Origin of the sequence: Hydrogenophaga sp. (genome assembly GCF_018780075.1) — a bacterium.
Taxonomy (GTDB): Bacteria; Pseudomonadota; Gammaproteobacteria; order Burkholderiales; family Burkholderiaceae_C; genus Hydrogenophaga.
In genome coordinates this window covers 1-20,262 of record NZ_JADMKB010000005.1, presented here as the reverse complement: position 1 = coordinate 20,262, position 20,262 = coordinate 1, and the positions used below count along the sequence as shown (strand labels likewise).

The window sequence follows — 20,262 nt, the reverse complement described above, 5'->3', positions numbered from 1 at the left end:
GCCCGTGGGGTCGCGCTTTTGACAGCACATGGCCACCCTGGTGGACCTTTTCAACCGTGGACATGTCGCTCAGGCGCAGCAGGTTCTGGCGCGAGCACCACAGAGCGTGCGATCTCATGCACCCCGTCCACCGTCGGCCGGGCGCCACACATTCAGGCCGGGTATGGACGGGGTGGCGTGCAACAGGTTCAGGCGGTTTTGGGCTTCCAGGCGTTGACGATGGCCACCAGCGACAGCATCACCGGCACCTCGACCAGCACCCCCACCACAGTGGCCAGCGCCGCGCCCGAATTCAGACCGAACAGGGAAATGGCAACGGCCACTGCCAACTCGAAAAAATTGGAGGTGCCGATCAGGCAGGCCGGGCCGGCGATGTCGTGTGGAAGCTTCAGCAGCTTGGCACCCCACCAGGCGATGAAGAAGATGCCGTACGACTGCAGGATCAGCGGGACCGCGATCAGGGCGATCACACCGGGTTTGTCCACGATGGTGCCGGCCTGAAAGCCGAACAACAGCACGACGGTGGCAATCAGGCCGACCACCGACCAGGGCTTGAGGCGCGCCACAAACTGCCCCAGCGCGGTGGAGGAGCGGTTCACCAGCACCCGGCGCGTGGCCATGCCCGCCAGCAGCGGCAGCACCACGTACAGCACGGTGGAGAGCAGCAGCGTCTCCCAGGGCACGGTCACGTTGGTCACGCCCAGCAGAAAGGCCGCAATCGGCGCAAACGCCACCACCATGATGAGGTCGTTCACCGAGACCTGCACGAGTGTGTAGTTGGCATCGCCTTTGACCAACTGGCTCCACACGAACACCATGGCCGTGCAGGGCGCCACGCCCAGCAGGATCATGCCGGCGATGTACTCGCTGGCCGATTGCGGGTCGACCCAGCCCGCGAACAGGTATTGGAAGAACAGCACACCCAGCGCCGCCATGGTGAAGGGCTTGATCAGCCAGTTCACCACCAGCGTGAGCAGCAGGCCGAGGGGACGCTTGCCCACGTCCTTCACCGCGTGCCAGTCGATCTGGATCATCATCGGATAAATCATCACCCAAATGAACACCGCGACCACCAGGTTCACCTGCGCGATCTCCATCGCGGCCACGGCCTGGAAGACACCGGGGATGGCCAGCCCCAAACCCACCCCGGCCAGAATGCCCAGGCCGACCCACACGGTCAGGTAACGCTCAAACACACCCATCGCTCACCTCACAAAAGAAAAACGCCCGATCGCTTCAGCGACCGGGCTGCACCATGGATTGTCGGCTCAGGCTTGTTGCTGGCCAATGTCCACCAGCTCCTTCTGCAGGGCCAGCCGGTCGAGCTTGTCAAACGGCAGGTTCACCATCAGGGCGATGCGGCGACTGAGGACCATGAAGGTCTCGGCGAAGGCGTTTTTCAAGGTTTCCTCGTCACCTTTGACCTCGGCCGGGTCGGGCACGCCCCAATGGGCCGACATAGGCTGACCGGGCCAGATCGGGCAGACCTCACCCGCGGCCTTGTCGCAGACGGTGAGCACGAAGTTCATGTGCGGCGCATCGGGTTGGGCAAACTCGTCCCAGTTCTTGCTGCGCAGGCGCTCGGTCTTGTAGTGGTTGCGCTGCAGCAGCTTAATGGCGTGGGGGTTCACCTGGCCAGCCGGGTGGCTGCCGGCGCTGAAGGCCCGGAACCGGCCACCACCCAGGTGGTTGAGGATGGACTCGGCCATGATGCTTCGGGCCGAGTTGCCGGTGCACAGGAAAAGCACGTTGTAGACGGACATGTTCAAGATCCTTTCAGCCGCGGCGGCTGGCGGTGGTTGAGGAAGCTGTGGTGAGGGGGGGCGTGGCCTGGGGCTTGTCAGCAGCGGCTGCAATCCAGCTTGGTTGGCATGTCGAGGCAGGCCTGACCCTGACAGCAGTGGGCCGTCAGGAAGCCCAGCAAGTCATTCATCGTCGGAATGGACGCGCGGTAGATCAGGTTTCGGCCATCGCGCTCGGCGGCAATCAGGCCGGCGTGGCTCAACTCCTTCAAGTGGAACGAGAGGGCGGTGGGCGCGGTGCCCAGTTCGTCCGCCATGTGGCCAGGGGTCCGTCCGTCGGGCCCCGCGACCACCAGCAGGCGAAAGATGCGCAAACGCGTTTCCTGGGCCAGCGCGGCCAGGGCCTTGATCACTTCGGGTTCTTCCACGGGGTCTCCTCAGTGGGTGGGGGAACCGGGCACAGTCAACCGGGTCGGCAAACCGAGCGTGAGCAGCCAGCACACCAGCAGCATCAGCGCCGAGCCCACCAGCGCATAGAGCAGGCCGCCCCACTGGTAGAGCAGGCCCGACATCAGCGTGCCAAAGAAGCGCCCCAACGCATTGGCGGCGTAGTAGAAGCCCACGTCTTCGGCCGCCTTCTCGCTGCCGGCATAGGCCAGGATCAGGTAGGAGTGCACCGACGAGTTGACCGCGAAGGCAAAGCCGAACAGGCCCAGGCCGCCGACCACCCACCACTGCAAATTCGGCACTTCAAGCAGCACGGCGGCGGCGATGCCCACCGGAATCAGCGCGAGGCCCAGCGACCACCAGCGCGCCGCCGGTACCTCGCTGGTCAGCCCGTCCGGGCTGCGTTTGACGATGTTGGGCGCGAGTGCCTGCACCAGGCCGTAGCCGATGGTCCACAGCGCGAGAAAACCGCCCACCATGGTGAAGGTCCAGCCCTGCGAATACAGGAACACCGGCACACCCACCACGAACCACACGTCGCGCGCGCCGAACAGCGCCACGCGCGCTGCGGCCAGCGCGTTGATGCCCGCGTTTTTGGCAAACAGTTCCTTGGCGGACTTGGACGCCTTGCTCTTGCCCATGAGCGGCGGCACGAAGCCCACCACACCGGCCAGCACGATCACCAGCAGGCCGGCCATGGCCCATAGCGCGTGCTGGAAGCCCAGCGCATCAAGCAGCAGGCCGCCGAGGAAAAAGCCGAAGCCCTTCATGGCGTTCTTGCTGCCGGTGAACCACGCCACCCACTTGAACAACTGGCCCGAGCCCTGGTTCTTGGCCTGGTCGGCGGTGATCTTGATGGCCGACTTGCTCGCGGTCTTGGTCAGGTCCTTGGCCACGCCGCAGATGCCCTGCGCCACCACCACCCAGGCCACCGACATGACCGCCGTCCAAGCCGGGTTGAGCAGCGAGAGCAGGGTGAAGCCTGTGATCTGCGTCACCAAGCCCACGGTCAGCATGCGCTGGATGCCGTAGCGCGTGGCCAGCCAGCCGCCGATCAGGTTGGCCAGCACGCCGGCCGCTTCGTACAGCAGGAACAAAAAGGCCAGCGTGAAGGGCGAATAGCCCAGGCGGTAGAAGTGCAGCAGCACCAGCATGCGCAGCGCGCCGTCGGTGAGCGTGAAGCCCCAGTAGGCGGCGGTGACGATGGCGTAGTTGCGGGTGGCGGTACCCGCTGTGGAAGCCGATGCGGTCACGTCCGACATCTCAGAGGCCGCACGACTCGAGGTGGCAGGCGAGATCGACCATGCGCGTGGCGTAGCCCATCTCGTTGTCGTACCAGGCGTAGACCTTGAGCAGGGTGCCGTCGGTCACCATGGTCGAGAGGCCATCGACGATGGCGCTGCGGGTGTCGCGCGCGTAATCGGCGCTCACCAGCGGGCGGTTCTCGAAGCCCAGGATGCCGGCCAGCGGGCCGTTGGCGGCGGCTTCAAACAGGGCGTTGACCTCTTCGGCCGTGGTCGCTCGGTTGAGCTCAAACACGCAGTCGGTCAGCGAGGCGTTGAGCGCTGGCACACGCACCGCATGGCCGTTGAGCTTGCCCTTGAGTTCGGGGTAGATCAGCGCGATGGCGGTGGCGCTGCCCGTGGTCGTGGGCGCGAGGTTCACCATGGCGCTGCGTGCACGGCGCAGGTCTTTGTGCGGTGCGTCCACCACCAGGTTGGTGTTGGTCGGGTTGTGCAGCGTGGTGATCTGGCCGTGCTTGATGCCAATGGCCTCGTGCACCACCTTCACCACCGGGGCCAGGCAGTTGGTGGTGCAGCTGGCGGCAGTCACGATGCGGTCGCGCGCCGGGTTGTACAGGCGCTCGTTGACGCCAACCACGATGTTGAGCACGTCGCCGACCTTCACCGGCGCGGCCACGATCACGCGCTTGGCGCCCCGGTCCAGGTGGCCCTGCAGCGTTTCGGGCGTGAGGAACTTGCCGGTGCATTCGAGCACAAGGTCCACACCCAGGTCGCCCCAGGGAATCTCGGCCGTGGTGGCGTGTTCGCTGAACGACAGGCGGCGGTCGTTGATGCGGATCGCGTCGTGGCCTTCGGCGGCGATGTCGGCGCGCCATTTGCCCTGCACCGTGTCAAAGGCCAGCAGGTGGGCGGTGGCGGCAGCGCCACCCTTGATTTCGTTCAGGTGCACGACTTCCAGGCGGTTGCCGCTGCGCGGGTCGATGGCTTCGCGTTCGATGGCACCGAAGGCCGCTCGCAGGGCAAGGCGCCCCATGCGGCCCATGCCGTTGATACCGACTTTCATGCGTGAGACTCCTCATGTCAATAATTCACTGAATGTTGAATTATTGACGAAAAAAATGACGAGCCTGTGACATCCACGGCCCAAAGTGCGTTGAACTGCGGCGGGACGTCCTGAAACAAGAAAGCCCCGCTTCATTGGGGAAGACAGGGCTTTCAGGGTGTCTGGTGAGACGTTGTGGAACGCTCTAAGACAAATTACTGGCGGAGAGGGCGGGATTCGAACCCGCGGTGGGGATTAGCCCACACACGCTTTCCAGGCGTGCGACTTAAACCGCTCATCCACCTCTCCGCGAAGCCCACGATTGTAGCAGGCTGCTGGACCCATTTCGTCAGCCGCCCGTTTTGATGGTGCCGACCATCTTCATCGCCGAACCGATCAACGCCGAGACCTCACTCATGTTGCCGGGGATGATGAGCGTGGTGGTCGCGTCGGCCGCCACCTTGCCGTAGGCGTCCACCGCGCGCTCGGCCACTTTCAGCTGCACGGCCTGTTCACCCCCAGGTTGGCGGATCGCGATGGCGATGCGCTCGATGGCTTGGGCGGTGGCGTCGGCCACCGCGGTGATGGCGGCCGCTTCACCCTGAGCACTGTTGATGGCCGCCTGCTTTTCACCCTCGGAGCGTGCAATGAAGGCTTCACGCTCGCCAGTGGCGATGTTGATCTGCTCTTGGCGGCGTCCTTCGGACGCGGCGATCAGGGCGCGCTTTTCGCGCTCGGCCGTGATCTGTGCCTGCATGGCGTGAAGAATTTCCTTCGGTGGCGTGAGGTCCTTGATTTCGTAGCGCAGCACCTTGACACCCCAGTTGAGCGCGGCTTCGTCGATGGCCTGCACGATCTGCGCGTTGATGATGTCGCGCTCTTGAGACGATCTTTCATTGCCTCGGCTCAGTATGGCGCAGGTCTCAAGCCTCAAGGCGCGAAATACGCTTGGTGACTGAATCGGCCTCCATGGGAAGCGCCAGCAAAGGTGACAGCACCATCAATTCGTTAGCTCTGCGCTTGATCTGAGCGTAATAGATCAGGCTGCTGGCGTGCTGTGGCAGGCCCTGGTAAAGCCTAGAGATCTCGGGTACGTTGTCGTAGGTCACCATCCAATGGTGCCGCAAGCCTCGAACAACCTTGGCCAAGTCGCCATGGTCCTCTGCCTTGTAGAAATTCAGATAGAGGGCATGGCCCTGTGCAAAGTAAGGCGGGTCAATATTGATCAAGGCGCGCTTGGGTAGCGCCTTATCCCATTCTTTCAAACATTCAGCGGCGTCAAGGCGAGAGAGGCGGATCACCGCGCGGTAGGAGCCAATTCGCTTGATCTTGCGGACAAGCTCTTTTCGGTTGAATCGACAATCCAGCGCGTAGTTTCCTGTCTGCCCCAGCCCTCCGATCACGCCACCCTTGAGGATGCCGGAACGGTTGGTGCGGTTCATGAAAAGCGCGGCGAATCCGCGCTGCAGCGGTGTGACGCTATCGGCCTGCAGGGTAGCTCGCTGCGAGTGCCATTCATCAATGGTGACGGGAGTACTCTCCACCAATTCACACAGTGCATCAGTCTCGTCAAGCACCGCGCTCCAGAACGCATGTATGGCTGGGTCAAGGTCGTTTATCCAAGCTTCGGAGACATGTCCGTCCAGCAACAGTTGCCAGGCAACGCCAGCTCCGCCAGCAAATGGCTCGCAGTAGACGCCCTGATATAGGCCATTCGCCTGGATCAGATCCAGGACGAACGGCGCAAGTTGGGTCTTGCCGCCAGGGTAGCGAAGGGGGGAGTAGGTTACGGGCATTGCGCGCGAGGATATTGAAGTCCTGGCCTCTTGGTCAGGACCTCCTTTAGGCAATATTTGCCATGTGGTCCAGCATGAACCGAAGGGCAGGCTGCCATGTGTGGCTGTACTTCACTAGATCGCGCTGCGTGGGAATATGACCCCCATGGATGGCGGCCCCAAGGCAGGCCAAGTTGTAGGGCGTTGCATCGTTGGAACCTGCCTTGTTCATGATGTCATGTGTGCCACGCTTCGCGCCCGCGTCCAACATTTCACGCGCGCAAGTTTGAGTCAAATCCCGATCACTCATCTTGTCGCGGTGGGCACCTCGCTTGATCAGGAAGAGCGTCATGACTCGCTCCACGAAGGCACGCAGGAGGTAGTTGCACGCAAACGGATGCTCTGCCACCTTCAGCTTGAGCATCTCTTGCCGCAAGTATCCGAGCACCTTGTCGTCGTGGTTGACGGTGAATGCTGTCGTCAGCAAGCGTGTCTCTAGATTGGGGTTGCGGGCGCTCGTAGGGCGTGCTGACTTAGTCGCTGGCTTGGTGATTGCTGGCGGCGCAACGGGCGACGAGAGCAGGGAGGTGGGAGCATTCCCTTCTGCAGCTAGGCCTTGGGCGTAAGCGCGCCGACCATCGGCATTGGAGCGAGAAGTTACCCTCAGATGATCTTCGCCGTGGCGCTTTTCTAGGCTATCGAGTACCAAGCGTTGGAGCGCGCCTTCCACCTCGGCTGGCTCATGGGTGTACTCCAATCGTTCGTGGTGGGCCAGGCCCAGCAGAGCCCGCACTGCGGGAGTCGTGAGATATCGCGCAATTGTGGTCAGGCTAGCAGCCTGATACTGCTCTGGGGAAACATGGCCCGTCTCTCTCAGCCGCATAAGAACAGCGTGAGCCAGCAAGTTTTGTCGAGCCGCAGCCGTGACTGGGCCGCCACCGTTGCGTCGGGCCAAGGCATTGGCCTGCTGGTCGGCGCTCCAGGGTCGGGTGCCGACACCGCCTTGTGCGCCCATGTGCCTCAGGTCAATCCACTGATCTGCTGCCTCCTTGGCAGGAAACACAAACGCAGGCACCTGCGTCGGGACAGACCGCCCTTGCGCTACGCCCTCCAAGTAGGCTCGCGCGTCTGGCGTCGGCGCCCGTGCAGGATCAGCCAGTAGGATGACTGCACAGGTCCGCCTGTTGCCCTCCAGTGTGACGTAGTGGCCAGGATGGTCAGGCATTTCGTAGACCCCGAGCACATCCAAGGGGCTAAGGGCACCGCGGTTGGCGATATCCCTCGCCAACGCCTGCACCTCCTCACTGGAGTACAGCGCCTTGATGATCTCTGGCTGACGCTCCATTGGGGAATGGCGCGGATTCTCAGGATTCAGGTGTAGGCGCTTGATATCAATGATTCGATACTCGCCTGGAACATTCGAGGCAAATTGCTGGACTGGGGCGCCGCCTTGGGGCGTTTGTTTTCGACTTGCCATCTTGCTCCCTGTGGTGGTAATTTGCCCCTCGTTGGAGGCACTTCCGTTTGCTGTGATTATCACTGCGCATGGAATCATGGGTCCGGCTTAGGATTGGGAACTTACTGCCCTGATCCAGCTTGGACCGGCCAGTCAGATTGCACCGCCCGATAGCCGCTTGCTGCCCTGATGCCGACTGAATGGAACAGATGCTGCCGACTCATCCGCAAGGCAGAACGACGCTCCCAACCACTGCAAATAGGTGATCGCCGTGCTCGTGGCGTAAGCTGTCCTCTATCGCTCTCCCTCGCGCTCCCCCTCGTTCCTACATGTAAGTGGGCACCTTGTGGTTGGGCACACGAAGTCCTTGCACAACATCCCTGATATTTGCCTCTAGCACCATGGCCCCAACGAAGAGAAGCAAGCAACCTGCTCCCGATGCGGAAACCACCAATGATGATGAGGATGGCGGCCTCCTGTTCGTTCCTCACGACCTCGGTGAGCCCTCAGGGGAATTTCCGCCTGATGCCGAGACGCTTGTCGAGCGGGAGAGCCCGGCTCCTGCCTCGCCATCTCTGCGCGGTCATCATCTTGGTCGACCCGCGCCTTTCGAGGCCATACCTGTGGGTGTAAAGGGATACAAGACCTACGGTTTGCATGAGTTGGAGGGGTGGGAGGGTCTGAAATGGATCGTAGAAGGGCTGTTCCATTTGGGCTCCATCGTCATGGTCTGGGGCCCTTCCGGAGCAGGCAAGACCGCCTGGCTCATTGACCTCATGCTGGCGATCTCCGCCCGCGACGAGTGGGCGGGTCGCCCCGTCCACAACGTAGGCGTGCTGTACTGCGCGATGGAAGGAGCTGAGGGGTTTCGCAACCGAGTGCTGGCGGCTGTTGAGCACCACGACACCCGACCATCGCCTTTGTTTCGACTGCGCTTTCTGTTCGAACCGGTCGATCTTGCCGATGACGACAGCCTGGTTCGACTGGCGGCCTCCGCGGCGAGGTACTCCAGTCAGCTCATCATCATTGACACACTAGCTGCCGCGCTTGCCGGCAAGATGGATGAGAGCTCCAATAGAGACATGGCAGCAGTAATCGAGAATGCCAAGCGTCTTTCATGGGCAACTGGGGCGACGGTACTGCTCACACACCATACGGGTCACAATGAAAGCCATGAACGGGGCGCCACCGCCATCCGTGGAGGCGTGGACACCTCAATCAGCATCAAGCGTCGCAAGGATGGGCGCTACTGGAAGATGGAGAAGCAGCGGGACGGCGAAGAGGGCTTTGGGGGATGGTTCGAGTTGGAGCCTGCGCAGGTGCCCGATCGGCCGGATTGGTCGTCAGTGGTCGTGCAGCACGGTAGGCCCTTCACCAGCGATGAGGCGCCATCCTCGGGGAGGCCGAAGAAGCCATCGGCGGGCGGCAAGAAGCGAGGGGCGGGATCAAGGTCAGGGACGGCAGTGGCAGTCGCAGAGCCTGCCTTCGCCCCGGCAACGAAGTCCGGCGCAAGGGGGCCGACGGATCTGCAGAAACGGATTCTTGTCGTGCTGGAGCAGTTGTGGGCTGACCGCACGAAGGGCAGCGTCAGTTTCTCGCTGGAAGAGGCCCAGCAAGCTTGCCTAGGTGTTTCCGAGTACCACACCCGGGACGTGAAGAGGGCCGTCGAGCACTTCCGCAAGTCGGGACGCCTGGAGCAGTTGACCGATGGCGAGTTTCGATTCGTCAGTCCGGATTGACCGTCCCGAGGTTGGGGGCAATCCGCATCCGTTCATCCGCTCATCCGCTCATCCGCATCCGTTCATCCGTTCCCCCCCTTAAAGAGGGGGGAGGCAACGGATGGATGGATGGATGCTGGAGCCGGAGAAGCGAAGCGGGTGATTGCCATGAATGGCGCAAATGCTCCTTCGAGAGGCCCGCCGGGTATCCTCTTTGGCCCGACGAGGCCCACAGCGCAGCATGCTATCACCCGGTGTCATGGGCGTACCACCAGTTGCTCTCTGGACACGGCAGCAACTCCGGGCAGTGCCATCCATAGCCATCCACCGCCGTACCACGGAGAGTCTGAATGAGAGTTGACCTGAAGGTCCCATTTGCAGAGAAAGATGCCGCGAAGGCCGCCGGTGCCCGTTGGGACTCGAATCTCAAGGTCTGGTATGTGATTGATCCCCCGGACCTCAACCGGTTTGCTCGCTGGGTGCCGGAGGTGGCTGCGTTCCAGACGGCCCAACAGTCGCCGAGGGCGGCGACGCCTAAAGCTGCACCAATGCCCCTGAAAGTAAGCCCTCTGGCAGCCGCCACGGTCCTGCCGGACTGCGGGTGCGATGTGCCGCCATGGGAGCACTGCGAGCACACGGCCGGCCGCTGAGTGCTTGTGGGTGGCTACCCCCGGCGAGCAAGGGCGCCGGCAATCAACTCGGGGAGCGGTGTCTCCAATGCCTCCGCCACGCGGAGCATGACCGTCAAGGTGGGTTGATTTCTCGCCAGCTCTAACTTGGCGACATACGTTCGGTTGATACCTGCCCGGTGAGCGAGTTCTTCCTGAGACAGACGCAATGCTGCTCGCCGGGAGCGAAGCTCATCGGCAAACGCAGCGATCAATAACTCGTCCCGGCCCATGGGCAGGGACTGTCCTTTGCTAGGCTACTTTATGCACCTGCATATGTGGTACAAAATGATCTGAGGCCTCCTTCCAGAGCGGAATGGGCCGACGAACTGAAGGACTCCATGTACGACGTCTACCACTGCGACCGCGACGACCAATGGCGATACACATTGGGCACCACTGGCAAGCGTCCGCTGCTGGTCATCGGCCTCAATCCAAGCACTGCCACCCAGGAGAAGCTCGACCCCACCGTCACCCGGGTGCAGAAGGTGGCGCAGCAATGCGGATTCGATGGCTTCGTCATGCTCAACCTCTACCCGGTGCGGGCCACCAAGCCCCAAGACCTGCCACCCAAGGCCGATCCCGTGGCCTATGAGCGCAATCTGGACGAAATCGAAAAGGCCGTCGCGCAACATGCCACGCCCACCATATGGGCGGCCTGGGGTGAGTCCGTGGTGAACCGCCCGTATCTCATCCGGGCTCGGGATGAGCTGTTCCAACGGTTGGCAAAGTACGCCCCCCAATGGCGCCGATTCGGTGACCTGACCGCGAACGGCCATCCTCGCCACCCCGTGTACCTGAGCTACAGCTGGACGCTGGAGGCCTACGAGCCAGCCTGAGGCGACGGTGGGTTGTGCTACCCATTGTTCCCCCCTCCATGCACCCCATTGCCGGAATGCGTTCTTGCCATCTACGGCAAGAAAACCCGCCCCCTGCCTTGTCCCGCATCGCCACCCGGGCCGTCATCGCGGCGTATCAGCGCGCCTGTCTTCCTCTGATGAAAATTTTGGCACTAAGCACTACCGAAACGGAGTTGATCACCATGTCTGACACCATCCAGCAGGGAGTGCCCCTGGCCCCCGAGCCTTTGAGGTTCGCCTACCTTTACCAGCCCGGCACCGGGATGATCTCGCGCTTGCGCGTCTGGAACGAATGGCTTTCCAAGAGCGGCACACGCGACGTTGAGGGTGAGCTGATCGCCATGGATGGGGATGCCTCCGTCCTGGCTTGTGCCACCGAGTGCGAGTGGCAGGTGCTGATCTATGAGCCCCCAGGCTGGAGCTTCCCGGAGGCAAAATCTTGACGCCCCACGAGCCACGCAAGGAGCTGGGCGCTGCCCAGGTGGCCACCATTTGGCGCCGCGGCACCAATCACGTGGGCGGCGTGCGCGGCCTGATCCTCAACGTCACGATGTACGGCTCGCGCAGTTGGCTGCTGCGCTATCAGGTGGCAGGCAAACGTCGGGACTTTGGGCTCGGCTCCTATCCGTCCGTCACGCTGGCCGATGCCCGGGAGGCGGCACGAGCTGCTCGGGCGAAGCTGGCCCAGGGCATCGACCCGGTTGAGGATGCGCGGCGGGCGAGGGCGCGCCTAGCCGCAGAAATCCACGCCAGCATGACCTTCGGGGATGCCGCCAAGCGCTACATCGCTTCGCACGAGAAGGGCTGGAAGAACGCAAAACACGCGCAGCAGTGGCAACGGTCGCTGGACATGTACGCCATGTCGGTATTGGGCAAGGTGCCGGTGCGGGATGTGTCGCTGCCGATGGTGCTCAAGGTGCTGGAGCCGATCTGGGCCAGCAAGACCGAGACCGCCACCCGTTTACGGGGGCGCATCGAATCCATCATCGACTGGGCCATCGCACGGGGCTTCCGCACGGACTCCAATCCCGCCCGCTGGAAGGGCCTGTTGGACAAGCTGTTGCCGGCTCCGGGCAAAGTGACCAAGACCACACACTTCGAGGCGCTGCCTTACGCCCAACTGCCAGCCTTCATGGAGCAGTTGATGGCTCAGGAGGGCAGGGGCGCCAAGGCCCTGCAATTCGTGATCATGACGGCGGCTCGTTCAGGAGAAGTTCGGGGAGCGACCTGGGATGAGATTGATCTGGAGGCGCGCATGTGGACGATTCCCGCCGAACGCATGAAGGCCAGCAAGCCCCATCGCGTGCCGCTGTCGGACGCAGCCATGGCCTTGTTGCAAGAAATGCAGGCCCTCACGTTAGCAGCAGGGCGCACCACGGGCAAAGCCTACGTGTTCCCCAGCCCCAACAGCCGCGACCCTGAACTGGGCAGCCCACTCTCGGACATGACGCTCACGGCGGTCTTGCGTCGCTTGAAGCTGGCGGCAGTGCCGCATGGGTTTCGCTCCACGTTCCGTGATTGGTGTGCGGAGCAGACGGACTATCCGAACGAGGTAGCGGAAATGGCCCTGGCCCATGCGGTGGGCAACAAGGTGGAAGCGGCCTACCGGCGTGGTGACCTGTTCGGCAAGCGTCAGCAGCTCATGCAGGACTGGGCGGACTACGCCCACGGTCATGCAGCAGCGACCCAGACCGTCAGTCTGGGCTCTAGCAACCCCGTACCAACAACAACTGATCAACAGAAGCAACTTGAGGGAGTACCGCAATGAAGAACTACATAGCCGCCAAATGGAAATCCTTGCGGGCCTGGTCATCGGCCACGTGGGCGCAGGGACAGATGGGCAAGACGAGGGTAATCCTGGCTTGGTCCGCGCTGGTGTTAGTGGCCACGGCACCGTTTACTTGGCACATATCGTCTCTGGAATTGGAGTTGGAACTGCGCCCCGCCCTGAAGGAGCCTGCATTGCTGTGCAGCCAGCAGCAGTCATTTGATGCAATCATGGATGCCGAGGATGTGACAAACCAAGCGCTGATGGAAAACTACCGCCACCAGCCGGAGATACTGGCGGGCATCATTTCCAGCGACAGCTTTACGCGTCGCGATGCAACAGCACTCAGACTGGAGATCCTGCGCAAGATCGCTCAGGGGCATTGCTTGGAGGTGACGCACGGAGACCCTGTGAAAGTCAATTGGACAGATTGGCCATCCTCGGATCAAGCTCAACCCTTCAGCGAGCCCCTGCGTGTGCAGGTCACATACCAAGGGCAGAGATATTGGACGTATGCAGGATCATGGCAAAAGGCGACTGGGAAGGCAGTTGCGGAGCAAGATCGTGCACCGCTTCAAGTGGCTCGTATTGCTCCAGAGGGGCGTACTCAGTCCCCACCCTCCAATGCTGAATCCGCCGCCCAGGTTCAGCCAACCCCCAAACTCAGTCCGGTCCCGCCATTCGCTCGCGGCGAGTCTTACGCTCAGGTGCGCGTGGTGCTCATGCGAGATGGCTGGCAGCCGTTGATTTCCGAAGATGCAGATAAGTGCATGGAGGATGACTCCCGATGCCAAGGACGTCCAGAAATGCAGTCTTGCAGCGGGTCAGGGCTGGCCATGTGCAGATTCACGTGGCAGCGTGAAGGGCAGCGGCTGGCTGTCTGCACCGCTGGAGAGAACGAGGCAAAGTTCTACAGCGTTTGCGAATGAGGGCGCCTGTGACCATCGGCACTATGGTGAGAGGTGGTCTTCTAATGCCGCTTTGCATGGTCGCCGTGACATGGATGGGGGAGGCCATGGCGAGCGCTTCGGTGTGCTACTCGATCAAGGATGCGAACGAAAGGGCGTACTGTCTGGGAGAGGCCAGGCAGAACCATGACTACTGCTACCGGATCAAGGATGCTGATCGTCGCAATGAGTGTCTCGCGAAAACCAAGGGGTCACGGGATCGGTGCTACACCATCAAGGACCCGGACAGCCGACATATCTGTCTAACTCTGATTCGATGAGGTAAGTGCCCAGTCCGGTTGATCTGTTCCTGGCGCACCTATAGAGTGCCAACGGGACGGAATCGATCCGTGGAGGGCATCAAGCCCCAAGAAATCCACCAGAAGCAAGTACCGCAACCCTTCCCCGGACCGCTTGCTGCCCTCCATTCTTTGCTAGTTGATCTACTGCGAACTTTGGGAGCAGAATGGTCAATTTTTCCTGCAGAACCGCAGAAGACTTGGCGTTGTGCGAAATATACTTGAATAGCATGCGTACCTACATAGGCTACTGGCTAATCGAGCCTATAGTAATATCTTACAAAGATCGTTACGATTGCATTCCGGACTTGGCATACAGCCATATGGCGCCAATTTGTGGATTGATTGAGGTAGCTGTATTTATTTCCACCGATGCTCGCTTTGTCCGCGTCATGGTGCCCAATTATTCTTCAGGGGATGAATCAGTTCCAGATAAGGATGATGAAATTTTATCGGTGATCGAGAGTGTTGGAACAATAATACGATTATCATTCAACGGAGAGGCGAGATTTAGCTCACATGTTCTTGCGACAACCTACGGCATAGGCGAGCGGCACGTTATTGAAATTCACCCCAAAGTACGAAGAGCAGCTCTACCTATCAAGACTGGTGATCTTGGGCGCGGGCTTGATTTTGCTCTCTCTTCCGAGAGAAATTCATTGTTGATGCAGCTGTTGGTGGATGCGCATGACCAGGGTATGCCTCTACAGTTTCGCTATCTATCCCTGTACAAAGTTCTAGAATTGCTGCTGAAAAACAACAATAGTTGGAATTATGATGCCCTAAATGAATGTATCGAAAAATCCGGGGTTGATGTTGCCAAGCCAGACGGTACAAGCAAAGCAGCAAAGAACTGGATTCATTCAATAAGGGATCGATGTGCTCACTATGCTAATGGCGAGCAATTGGGCGCCACCGCCTTGGATAAGGAATCCATGAGGCAAATCTCAAGTGCGATCCCATTGCTTGGGAGAATCGTTAGTATTGCCCTTGGACCAAAGATCGGGAAGCTTTTTCTTGAGCTTGTGTCCGGGACAAGTAGGCAGTATCAGCTAGTCGAGGCTATTAGTGGTAGAGTTCTGTCTGAAGGTTGACGCAGCGGTAATGTTATCTCCCAGAAAATTATTCTAGGGAATAGTTTGCCTGCGCCTAAACTCAGACATCATCCGATTTTTGTGGGGGGAGTAGATTGATGAATGCGAAAAGTCTGTTGCTTGCGATAAGTGTAGGCATGTTGACATCCCAGGCCGCTTTGGCACAGGTCATGTGCCCTGACGGCAGTTTCGTGTCAAAGGGGCCATGTGTGATATGTCCGGATGGGACCTTCATCGGCGGCGGAGGACGTTGTCAGATGGCGCCAAATGGCCAGTTCGTACCCGAAACCCGCCAAGGTCCGCGTATGACACCAAACGGTACCTTCGTACAGGGCGGTGGCGGAATGGTCATGTGCCCTGACGGCTCGTTCGTAGCTGGAAGTCGTTGCGTGATGACCCCCAATGGCCGGTTTGTTGGTCAATAGTTATGGGTTGCGTTTACGGGTTGTTCAATACTGACGCACGTGCATTTTGTGTGCCTTGCGCTCTTGCTTCATGTGCCTCCGCCACTGCCGACGTTTAAAGGGGCAATTGCTGTTGTGTAATGACCGCCTGTTGCCGATTGGAACCTGATGGTCGGCATCGCTGTAACGCCACCAAGAGCGCTCACCGGAATAGTAGCTGCCTGACTCTGGCCCTATTGGGTTTCCTGCTATGCAATTCGAAGCCAGGGCCAGCGCTCTTGGTAGCTGAGCGCCTTGGCCGCAAACTGATCGAAGTCTGGAAACTGGGGATTGACTCTGAGCACGCCTGCTGTCAGATCAGTAAGCCCATCAGGCGCGTACAGCGCCCCCGTGGCCACCTCAATCCCAATGCGTGTGCATGCGACCAGATAGCGATCAATCCCATCCCGGGTATGCATCAGCTGAGGGTAGGGTGCCTTGAACCGATTCGGATACCAGAGGTGGACCTGAGCTTGGTTTCTCACCTCCACCTTGACACCAAGATCGTCGGTAGCGCTCGCAACCTGCTTGATGACTCGATCCTCTGCCTCCTCGGATAGATCGGTGTCGTCGAAATAGAGCACGTCGTAGTCGTTGATGCCCCTATCCGTGGTCATGCCCAACGCACCGCATGCAGTTGATGAATGCACTCAAACTCGGATGTACGTGCGCCCCATTCGAAACTTCACACAAGGTCGGCCCTATGCACAGGTGCGAGAAACGCTGCTGCGTGATGGCTGGCAGCCGGTGATTTCCAAAGATGCGGACGAGTGCATGAAGGATGACTCACGATGCCAGGGCCGTCCAGAAATGCAGTCTTGCAGCGGAACAGGGTTGGCCATGTGCAGATTCGAATGGCAGCGAGGCGAGCGGCGGTTGAGCATTTGCACTGCCGGAGAAGAGCAGGCCAAGTTCGACAACGTCTGTGACTACAGGTAAGCCATATAAATGGCCATCACCTACGAGTCCGATCAGGCGGTCTGTCCCTACTGCGCGGAGACGGTCAGGCTGCAGGCCACGCGCTGCAAGCACTGCGGCTCGGACATTCCCAAGGCTGTTGCCGGGGCCTGATGCAATCCCAGCACCAAGGCAGTTGCCCATATGGCGAGAAGTAGCCTCCTTGTGCCGCTTTGCATGGTCGCCGTGGCAAGGATGGGGACGAGAGGGCATACTGCCTGGGGCTGGCCCGGCAGAACCATGAATATTGCTACCGCATCAAGGATGGCGACCGGCGCAATGAGTGTCTTGCGAAAACCAAGGGGTCACCGGATCGCTGTCACGCCATCAAAGATCATAACCGCCGCAAATCCTGTCTGGCCCTGACCTGATGGGTGCCGTTACGCAATGCGCAGCCAAGTTGATATGGCTCTGGCGTTTGCGCTTCTAGGTTGCGTGGGGCCGGAATCGACTGTGCTACTGTGAAGTCCAGACCCGTCCGACGCGCGTCTGTTTGGAGGCTGGCTGCAGCCGCGCGAGAATGCGGGCCATGACCTTCGCTCTCGTACTAGCCAACGCGGACCAAATCATCCAAGTAAGTGACCGGCGCCTCACAGGGTGGGATGGCTCCGTGTTCACCGAGGCATCAGGCAAAGTCGGGCACCTCCTGTGCGACGACGCGTCTGTTCTGTACAGCTTCACCGGTCTCGCCACCTTCCGCGGATTCAATACTTCAACTTGGCTGATGGAGGCATTGCAAGCCGCGGCTAAGAAGGACGCGCGATTCCGCGAGCTGATCGAGCATTTCGCCGATCTAGCGACTGAGTACTTCAGATCGAATCCGGACGTGCTCTCTGCGCCAGTCAAGCAACGAAGATTAACTGTGATGCTGTCCGGGTACACCTCGCGCGGACACATCGTCAGCGCTTTGATTTCAAACTTTCAGGATTTCGTCAACTTCATTGACCACCCTGCTGCGCAGCCACAGTTCACTGTCCACTGCGAGCTAAGCAATATGCCGGCTTCTGAAAACCCAACAATGATCCAGGCGATAGGTGCATTCAACGCCATGACCGACGTGGACGAGCGCGAGTTGCGACAGTTGCTTGAGAAACGTGCGCCACATGCCGCGATCCGGGCGAAGGCCACTGCCATCGTAGGTGAGATATCTGACCGACCCCGCTCGGCTGGGACTGTAGGAAAACGCCTTAACACAGGAAGGATCGACTATCGCTCACCACTGATTGCATGCGCAGGTTATGAAAGCGACATTGTCGAACAGGGAATTCCAATGCTGGACATGCTCGACGCACGGACGGGGGGTACTGACCTATTGATCAGCCAACTCCAACTCACTACGGATGTGCCGGTCGTGTACCCGGTCGTGCATCGGAACGCACTCTGTCCGTGCGGGAGCGGGAAGAAGTACAGGTTTTGCCACCGGCCTCGGAGGCAGTAGCGCATAAGTGGTTTATTTTTCCCCGCATGCAGGCCAAGCGACGCAAAATGAGCAGAAAAACAAGGAATCGGCCTCTTTGGGGTAATTACCTTTTACCTGGTTCGACTGAGTGATGTGGTCAAATATACTCCTGGGTGATGGTGGTAGTTGGCAACTCCGAAGGAGTCTATCGACTCTCATGCAACGTGCGATATAGTCGCCGAAAGTAGAGATCAAGTGCACACTATGTTGGCCTGCAAAGCGCTGATAGGGAAACATTATTGCGTGATATAAAAGGCTGCATTAATACCATCAAAAATGACAAAATTTCTTGTACTTGACCAAAACGTCCTTCAACGTAAGAAGGGCCCTCTGCCTCCACTATTGGCACATAAATCAGTGAGGTTCGTACTTATCGATACGGCACTTGTCGAATTGGTTAGGCCTGTGAAATGGAAGACTACCCTGCAGGCAGGGCTCCGGTTCTTGAGCACTGTTCCAAACCGCTGCCATATGTCGATCTCCGTGGATGAAGCGGTGAAGTGGGAAATGAAGAACGCGCGACCTATTCGCAGAGAGTTGTTGCCAACAGCTTTCACAGATCTGCTAAGGATGGCAATCAAGAGCAGTCAAGACCCACAACTTCCGGTTGATCTCGAAGCAAGAATCTCAGCTGTTCGAGATGAGCTTCTGCAAAATGATCTGAACGCTGAAGCAGCGAAGAAAGAATTGATACGTTGGGTGCAATTTCTTAGAGACAATTTGCCTGCAGGGGATCAGGCAGTTTGCAGAGCCACTGGAGTCGGTCGTGGTGCACGCGCCGTGATCGCCCACAGAATGGGGCGCTCTGCCTTTTACGCTTTCGCGGCGAGGAACAGCCTCACATACTCACAGGCTGCGCGATTGCGCCGGCAAAACTGTCTTACCTGGCGCTGGATTACGCTTCGCATTCACCATGCTCTGCAATGGCTTGGCGATGGAGGTATCGAGGGAGCGAATCCAAATGCAGTGCTAAGAGACTTGCTAGACCAAGACTACGTTCTGCTGGGGACTTCATTTGATGGCGTTCTCAGCAGCGAAGTCGGTGTGAATGCTGCGTCTGAAGATATGCAATGGTTAACTGCCAGCAGGAAAACCATTTGGCCTGGCCGCTCACGGCCTTGAATCGCCCCGTGCGGTTCAGTTCCGCTCGCAGCGATATGCTCCAACCTTCCTTGCAGAGTGAACCGCCCCGGGGTTTTGGGGAGGCCCTTTTCTCTGAAAGGATGGAGCCACAAGCAAGAAGTCAAAGTGACTCGCTTGCCTGACCTGCCGAGACCTACGAGCAGAGCACCTTCCGTTCATTCAACTCCTGACACACGCCCTACATGCCTCGCACCCGAATCACGCTCCAACAAGTGCAGAGCTACGTACGCAAAAAGATTCCTGCGCTACTGAGGAAGGACCTGAAGGCCTACCGGCTTCTACGTGAATCAGACGTCGAGTGCGCGACGTACATGCATCTTCGCCGACTACTCGACGTCGACCAAAGCTGGACTGTAACTGCCCGTCGTCACGTCCCGCAGACGGGGCGCTTTGTCGACATAGTGATCTTTCATGAAACTACGCCGAAGATCGCTATTGAACTGAAGTGGGGGCTGAGGGAGATCGACCCCAAAGACCGCGACAGTCTTGGTGAGGCCATCAATGTCCTTGGTGTAAACAAGGCATACTGGATCTCTGCAGCCGTACTTGGGAAGCCAGCGGTGCCGCTCGCTAAGCAGGCCCACGAAAAATACAGCCTCCATGTAATCTGTGTTCGTGCAGAGTTGCTTGATGAGCAGGTTAAACACTGGGAATCGTTTCGAGATAGCCTCCGCTCAAAACTTGAACCAGGAACTGGTCGCAAGCGTAAGACACTTTCCTCAAACAGCGACGAGGTGTGACCCGTCGCTCGAAATGAGGTGCCGTGCTTACTTCGGACCCCACCGTTGTTCCAGAATTAGACGACTGCTTCTCTCCGGGTGAGGGTAGGCCGGGGCCGAAGGATACTGATTGCTGCTACACCACAATAAATCGATCCGGGCTTCCTAAACACCTGTGAGCCATTGGGAATGGCGGCGTTCGAACCAGCTATCTCAGTGCTGGGTAGGGTGATGGGGAGACGGCCTGATCTGTTGGCGACTTGGCCGCTTCTGCCGATGGGGCACGCATCAGGAGGACTTCGCCAGCCTTGCGCCAATACCGATTGGCAGGAGGCGGGGCATGCACCGCTTCCGGCGATAGGTAAAGCGATGGGTAGAAATACAAAACGGGCCGCTTGGGCCCGTTGGTCATGAATGCTTGTAGTGGAGGGCGGGATTCGAACCCGCGGTGGGGATTAGCCCACACACGCTTTCCAGGCGT

The 20,262-nt window shown here is 59.6% G+C and carries 20 protein-coding genes, 1 tRNA gene and 1 pseudogene; 11 read left to right on the top strand and 11 right to left on the bottom strand.

Going from position 1 to position 20,262, the window contains the following annotated elements; genetic code table 11:
* Positions 1-188: 188 nt before the first annotated feature.
* The 9 genes and pseudogenes from arsB to IV088_RS01975 all read right to left on the bottom strand — a co-directional run bounded on the left by arsB (position 189) and on the right by IV088_RS01975 (position 7,727).
* Complete coding sequence (gene arsB / locus IV088_RS02015) at positions 189-1,202, bottom strand: ACR3 family arsenite efflux transporter (RefSeq protein WP_291097140.1); 1,014 nt, start codon at positions 1,200-1,202, stop codon at positions 189-191.
* Between the two features lie 66 nt (positions 1,203-1,268).
* Entirely contained in the window at positions 1,269-1,763 is a 495-nt protein-coding gene (locus tag IV088_RS02010; protein WP_291097138.1) for an arsenate reductase ArsC, read from the bottom strand.
* A 77-nt stretch (positions 1,764-1,840) separates the two neighbouring features.
* Entirely contained in the window at positions 1,841-2,170 is a 330-nt protein-coding gene (locus tag IV088_RS02005) for a helix-turn-helix transcriptional regulator (protein ID WP_291097136.1), read from the bottom strand.
* 9 nt (positions 2,171-2,179) lie between these two features.
* Positions 2,180-3,442 (bottom strand): organoarsenical effux MFS transporter ArsJ, encoded by a 1,263-nt coding sequence (gene arsJ, locus IV088_RS02000; RefSeq protein WP_291097134.1) that lies wholly within the window; start codon positions 3,440-3,442, stop codon positions 2,180-2,182.
* A gap of 10 nt (positions 3,443-3,452) precedes the next feature.
* Complete coding sequence (locus IV088_RS01995; RefSeq protein ID WP_291097133.1) at positions 3,453-4,496, bottom strand: ArsJ-associated glyceraldehyde-3-phosphate dehydrogenase; 1,044 nt, start codon at positions 4,494-4,496, stop codon at positions 3,453-3,455.
* 198 nt (positions 4,497-4,694) lie between these two features.
* Positions 4,695-4,784, bottom strand: a tRNA-Ser gene (locus IV088_RS01990).
* A 40-nt stretch (positions 4,785-4,824) separates the two neighbouring features.
* Positions 4,825-5,370: pseudogene (locus tag IV088_RS01985) on the bottom strand (SPFH domain-containing protein); the annotation flags it as partial.
* 28 nt (positions 5,371-5,398) lie between these two features.
* Positions 5,399-6,271, bottom strand: a complete 873-nt coding sequence (locus IV088_RS01980) for a DNA adenine methylase (RefSeq protein ID WP_291097131.1) — start codon at positions 6,269-6,271, stop codon at positions 5,399-5,401.
* A gap of 46 nt (positions 6,272-6,317) precedes the next feature.
* Positions 6,318-7,727 carry a hypothetical protein gene (locus IV088_RS01975; RefSeq protein ID WP_291097129.1) on the bottom strand — a complete coding sequence of 470 codons (1,410 nt, stop codon included), beginning with the start codon at positions 7,725-7,727 and terminating at the stop codon, positions 6,318-6,320.
* 380 nt (positions 7,728-8,107) lie between these two features.
* Here IV088_RS01975 and IV088_RS01970 point away from each other — a divergent pair, with 380 nt between their 5' ends.
* The gene (locus IV088_RS01970) at positions 8,108-9,445 is read left to right on the top strand and encodes an AAA family ATPase (RefSeq protein WP_291097127.1); all 1,338 of its coding nucleotides are present in this window, start codon (positions 8,108-8,110) and stop codon (positions 9,443-9,445) included.
* 329 nt (positions 9,446-9,774) lie between these two features.
* On the top strand, positions 9,775-10,074 hold the full coding sequence (locus IV088_RS01965) for a DUF5710 domain-containing protein (protein ID WP_291097125.1): 300 nt from the start codon (positions 9,775-9,777) through the stop codon (positions 10,072-10,074).
* A 14-nt stretch (positions 10,075-10,088) separates the two neighbouring features.
* Here the strand turns inward: IV088_RS01965 and IV088_RS01960 are convergent, their stop codons facing one another.
* A complete protein-coding gene (locus IV088_RS01960; RefSeq protein WP_291097123.1) occupies positions 10,089-10,325 on the bottom strand; it encodes a helix-turn-helix transcriptional regulator in 237 nt (78 codons plus the stop codon).
* Positions 10,326-10,433: 108 nt separating this feature from the next.
* Between IV088_RS01960 and IV088_RS01955 the strand changes: the two genes are divergently transcribed.
* The 5 genes from IV088_RS01955 (at position 10,434) to IV088_RS01935 (ending at position 15,060) form a co-directional block, all read left to right on the top strand.
* Positions 10,434-10,931, top strand: a complete 498-nt coding sequence (locus tag IV088_RS01955; RefSeq protein ID WP_291097121.1) for a DUF1643 domain-containing protein — start codon at positions 10,434-10,436, stop codon at positions 10,929-10,931.
* 98 nt (positions 10,932-11,029) lie between these two features.
* On the top strand, positions 11,030-11,395 hold the full coding sequence (locus IV088_RS01950) for a hypothetical protein (protein ID WP_291097119.1): 366 nt from the start codon (positions 11,030-11,032) through the stop codon (positions 11,393-11,395).
* The gene (locus IV088_RS01945) at positions 11,392-12,720 is read left to right on the top strand and encodes a site-specific integrase (protein WP_291097117.1); all 1,329 of its coding nucleotides are present in this window, start codon (positions 11,392-11,394) and stop codon (positions 12,718-12,720) included. Before IV088_RS01950 ends, IV088_RS01945 begins: the two co-directional genes overlap by 4 nt.
* Positions 12,717-13,649, top strand: coding sequence for a hypothetical protein (locus IV088_RS01940; protein WP_291097115.1), 933 nt, complete (start codon positions 12,717-12,719; stop codon positions 13,647-13,649). The genes IV088_RS01945 and IV088_RS01940 overlap by 4 nt, the downstream gene beginning before the upstream one ends.
* Before the next feature lie 547 nt (positions 13,650-14,196).
* Positions 14,197-15,060 carry a hypothetical protein gene (locus IV088_RS01935; RefSeq protein WP_291097113.1) on the top strand — a complete coding sequence of 288 codons (864 nt, stop codon included), beginning with the start codon at positions 14,197-14,199 and terminating at the stop codon, positions 15,058-15,060.
* Between the two features lie 652 nt (positions 15,061-15,712).
* Here IV088_RS01935 and IV088_RS01930 read toward each other — a convergent pair.
* Positions 15,713-16,120 carry a nucleotidyltransferase family protein gene (locus tag IV088_RS01930; RefSeq protein WP_291097111.1) on the bottom strand — a complete coding sequence of 136 codons (408 nt, stop codon included), beginning with the start codon at positions 16,118-16,120 and terminating at the stop codon, positions 15,713-15,715.
* Between the two features lie 331 nt (positions 16,121-16,451).
* On the opposite strand from IV088_RS01930, the gene IV088_RS01925 reads away from it, so the two are divergent.
* The 4 genes from IV088_RS01925 (at position 16,452) to IV088_RS01910 (ending at position 19,802) form a co-directional block, all read left to right on the top strand.
* Positions 16,452-16,574 carry a hypothetical protein gene (locus IV088_RS01925; protein ID WP_291097109.1) on the top strand — a complete coding sequence of 41 codons (123 nt, stop codon included), beginning with the start codon at positions 16,452-16,454 and terminating at the stop codon, positions 16,572-16,574.
* A gap of 415 nt (positions 16,575-16,989) precedes the next feature.
* Positions 16,990-17,898, top strand: a complete 909-nt coding sequence (locus IV088_RS01920; protein WP_291097107.1) for an SEC-C metal-binding domain-containing protein — start codon at positions 16,990-16,992, stop codon at positions 17,896-17,898.
* Between the two features lie 492 nt (positions 17,899-18,390).
* Complete coding sequence (locus tag IV088_RS01915) at positions 18,391-19,041, top strand: hypothetical protein (RefSeq protein ID WP_291097105.1); 651 nt, start codon at positions 18,391-18,393, stop codon at positions 19,039-19,041.
* 203 nt (positions 19,042-19,244) lie between these two features.
* Positions 19,245-19,802, top strand: coding sequence for a hypothetical protein (locus IV088_RS01910; protein WP_291097104.1), 558 nt, complete (start codon positions 19,245-19,247; stop codon positions 19,800-19,802).
* Positions 19,803-20,262 lie beyond the last annotated feature (460 nt).

What these genes read in the sequence shown, in the direction of transcription:
- IV088_RS01920 (WP_291097107.1), top strand. Translation starts at nt 16,990, where the DNA reads ATGACCTTCGCTCTCGTACTAGCCAACGCGGACCAAATCATCCAAGTA.
- IV088_RS01955 (WP_291097121.1), top strand. Translation starts at nt 10,434, where the DNA reads ATGTACGACGTCTACCACTGCGACCGCGACGACCAATGGCGATACACA.
- IV088_RS01940 (WP_291097115.1), top strand. Translation starts at nt 12,717, where the DNA reads ATGAAGAACTACATAGCCGCCAAATGGAAATCCTTGCGGGCCTGGTCA.
- IV088_RS01980 (WP_291097131.1), bottom strand. Translation starts at nt 6,271, where the DNA reads ATGCCCGTAACCTACTCCCCCCTTCGCTACCCTGGCGGCAAGACCCAA.
- IV088_RS01960 (WP_291097123.1), bottom strand. Translation starts at nt 10,325, where the DNA reads ATGGGCCGGGACGAGTTATTGATCGCTGCGTTTGCCGATGAGCTTCGC.
- IV088_RS01995 (WP_291097133.1), bottom strand. Translation starts at nt 4,496, where the DNA reads ATGAAAGTCGGTATCAACGGCATGGGCCGCATGGGGCGCCTTGCCCTG.
- IV088_RS01965 (WP_291097125.1), top strand. Translation starts at nt 9,775, where the DNA reads ATGAGAGTTGACCTGAAGGTCCCATTTGCAGAGAAAGATGCCGCGAAG.
- IV088_RS01975 (WP_291097129.1), bottom strand. Translation starts at nt 7,727, where the DNA reads ATGGCAAGTCGAAAACAAACGCCCCAAGGCGGCGCCCCAGTCCAGCAA.
- IV088_RS01970 (WP_291097127.1), top strand. Translation starts at nt 8,108, where the DNA reads ATGGCCCCAACGAAGAGAAGCAAGCAACCTGCTCCCGATGCGGAAACC.
- IV088_RS01925 (WP_291097109.1), top strand. Translation starts at nt 16,452, where the DNA reads ATGGCCATCACCTACGAGTCCGATCAGGCGGTCTGTCCCTACTGCGCG.
- IV088_RS02010 (WP_291097138.1), bottom strand. Translation starts at nt 1,763, where the DNA reads ATGTCCGTCTACAACGTGCTTTTCCTGTGCACCGGCAACTCGGCCCGA.
- arsB (WP_291097140.1), bottom strand. Translation starts at nt 1,202, where the DNA reads ATGGGTGTGTTTGAGCGTTACCTGACCGTGTGGGTCGGCCTGGGCATT.
- IV088_RS01910 (WP_291097104.1), top strand. Translation starts at nt 19,245, where the DNA reads ATGCCTCGCACCCGAATCACGCTCCAACAAGTGCAGAGCTACGTACGC.
- IV088_RS01935 (WP_291097113.1), top strand. Translation starts at nt 14,197, where the DNA reads ATGCGTACCTACATAGGCTACTGGCTAATCGAGCCTATAGTAATATCT.
- IV088_RS01915 (WP_291097105.1), top strand. Translation starts at nt 18,391, where the DNA reads ATGTCGATCTCCGTGGATGAAGCGGTGAAGTGGGAAATGAAGAACGCG.
- IV088_RS01930 (WP_291097111.1), bottom strand. Translation starts at nt 16,120, where the DNA reads ATGACCACGGATAGGGGCATCAACGACTACGACGTGCTCTATTTCGAC.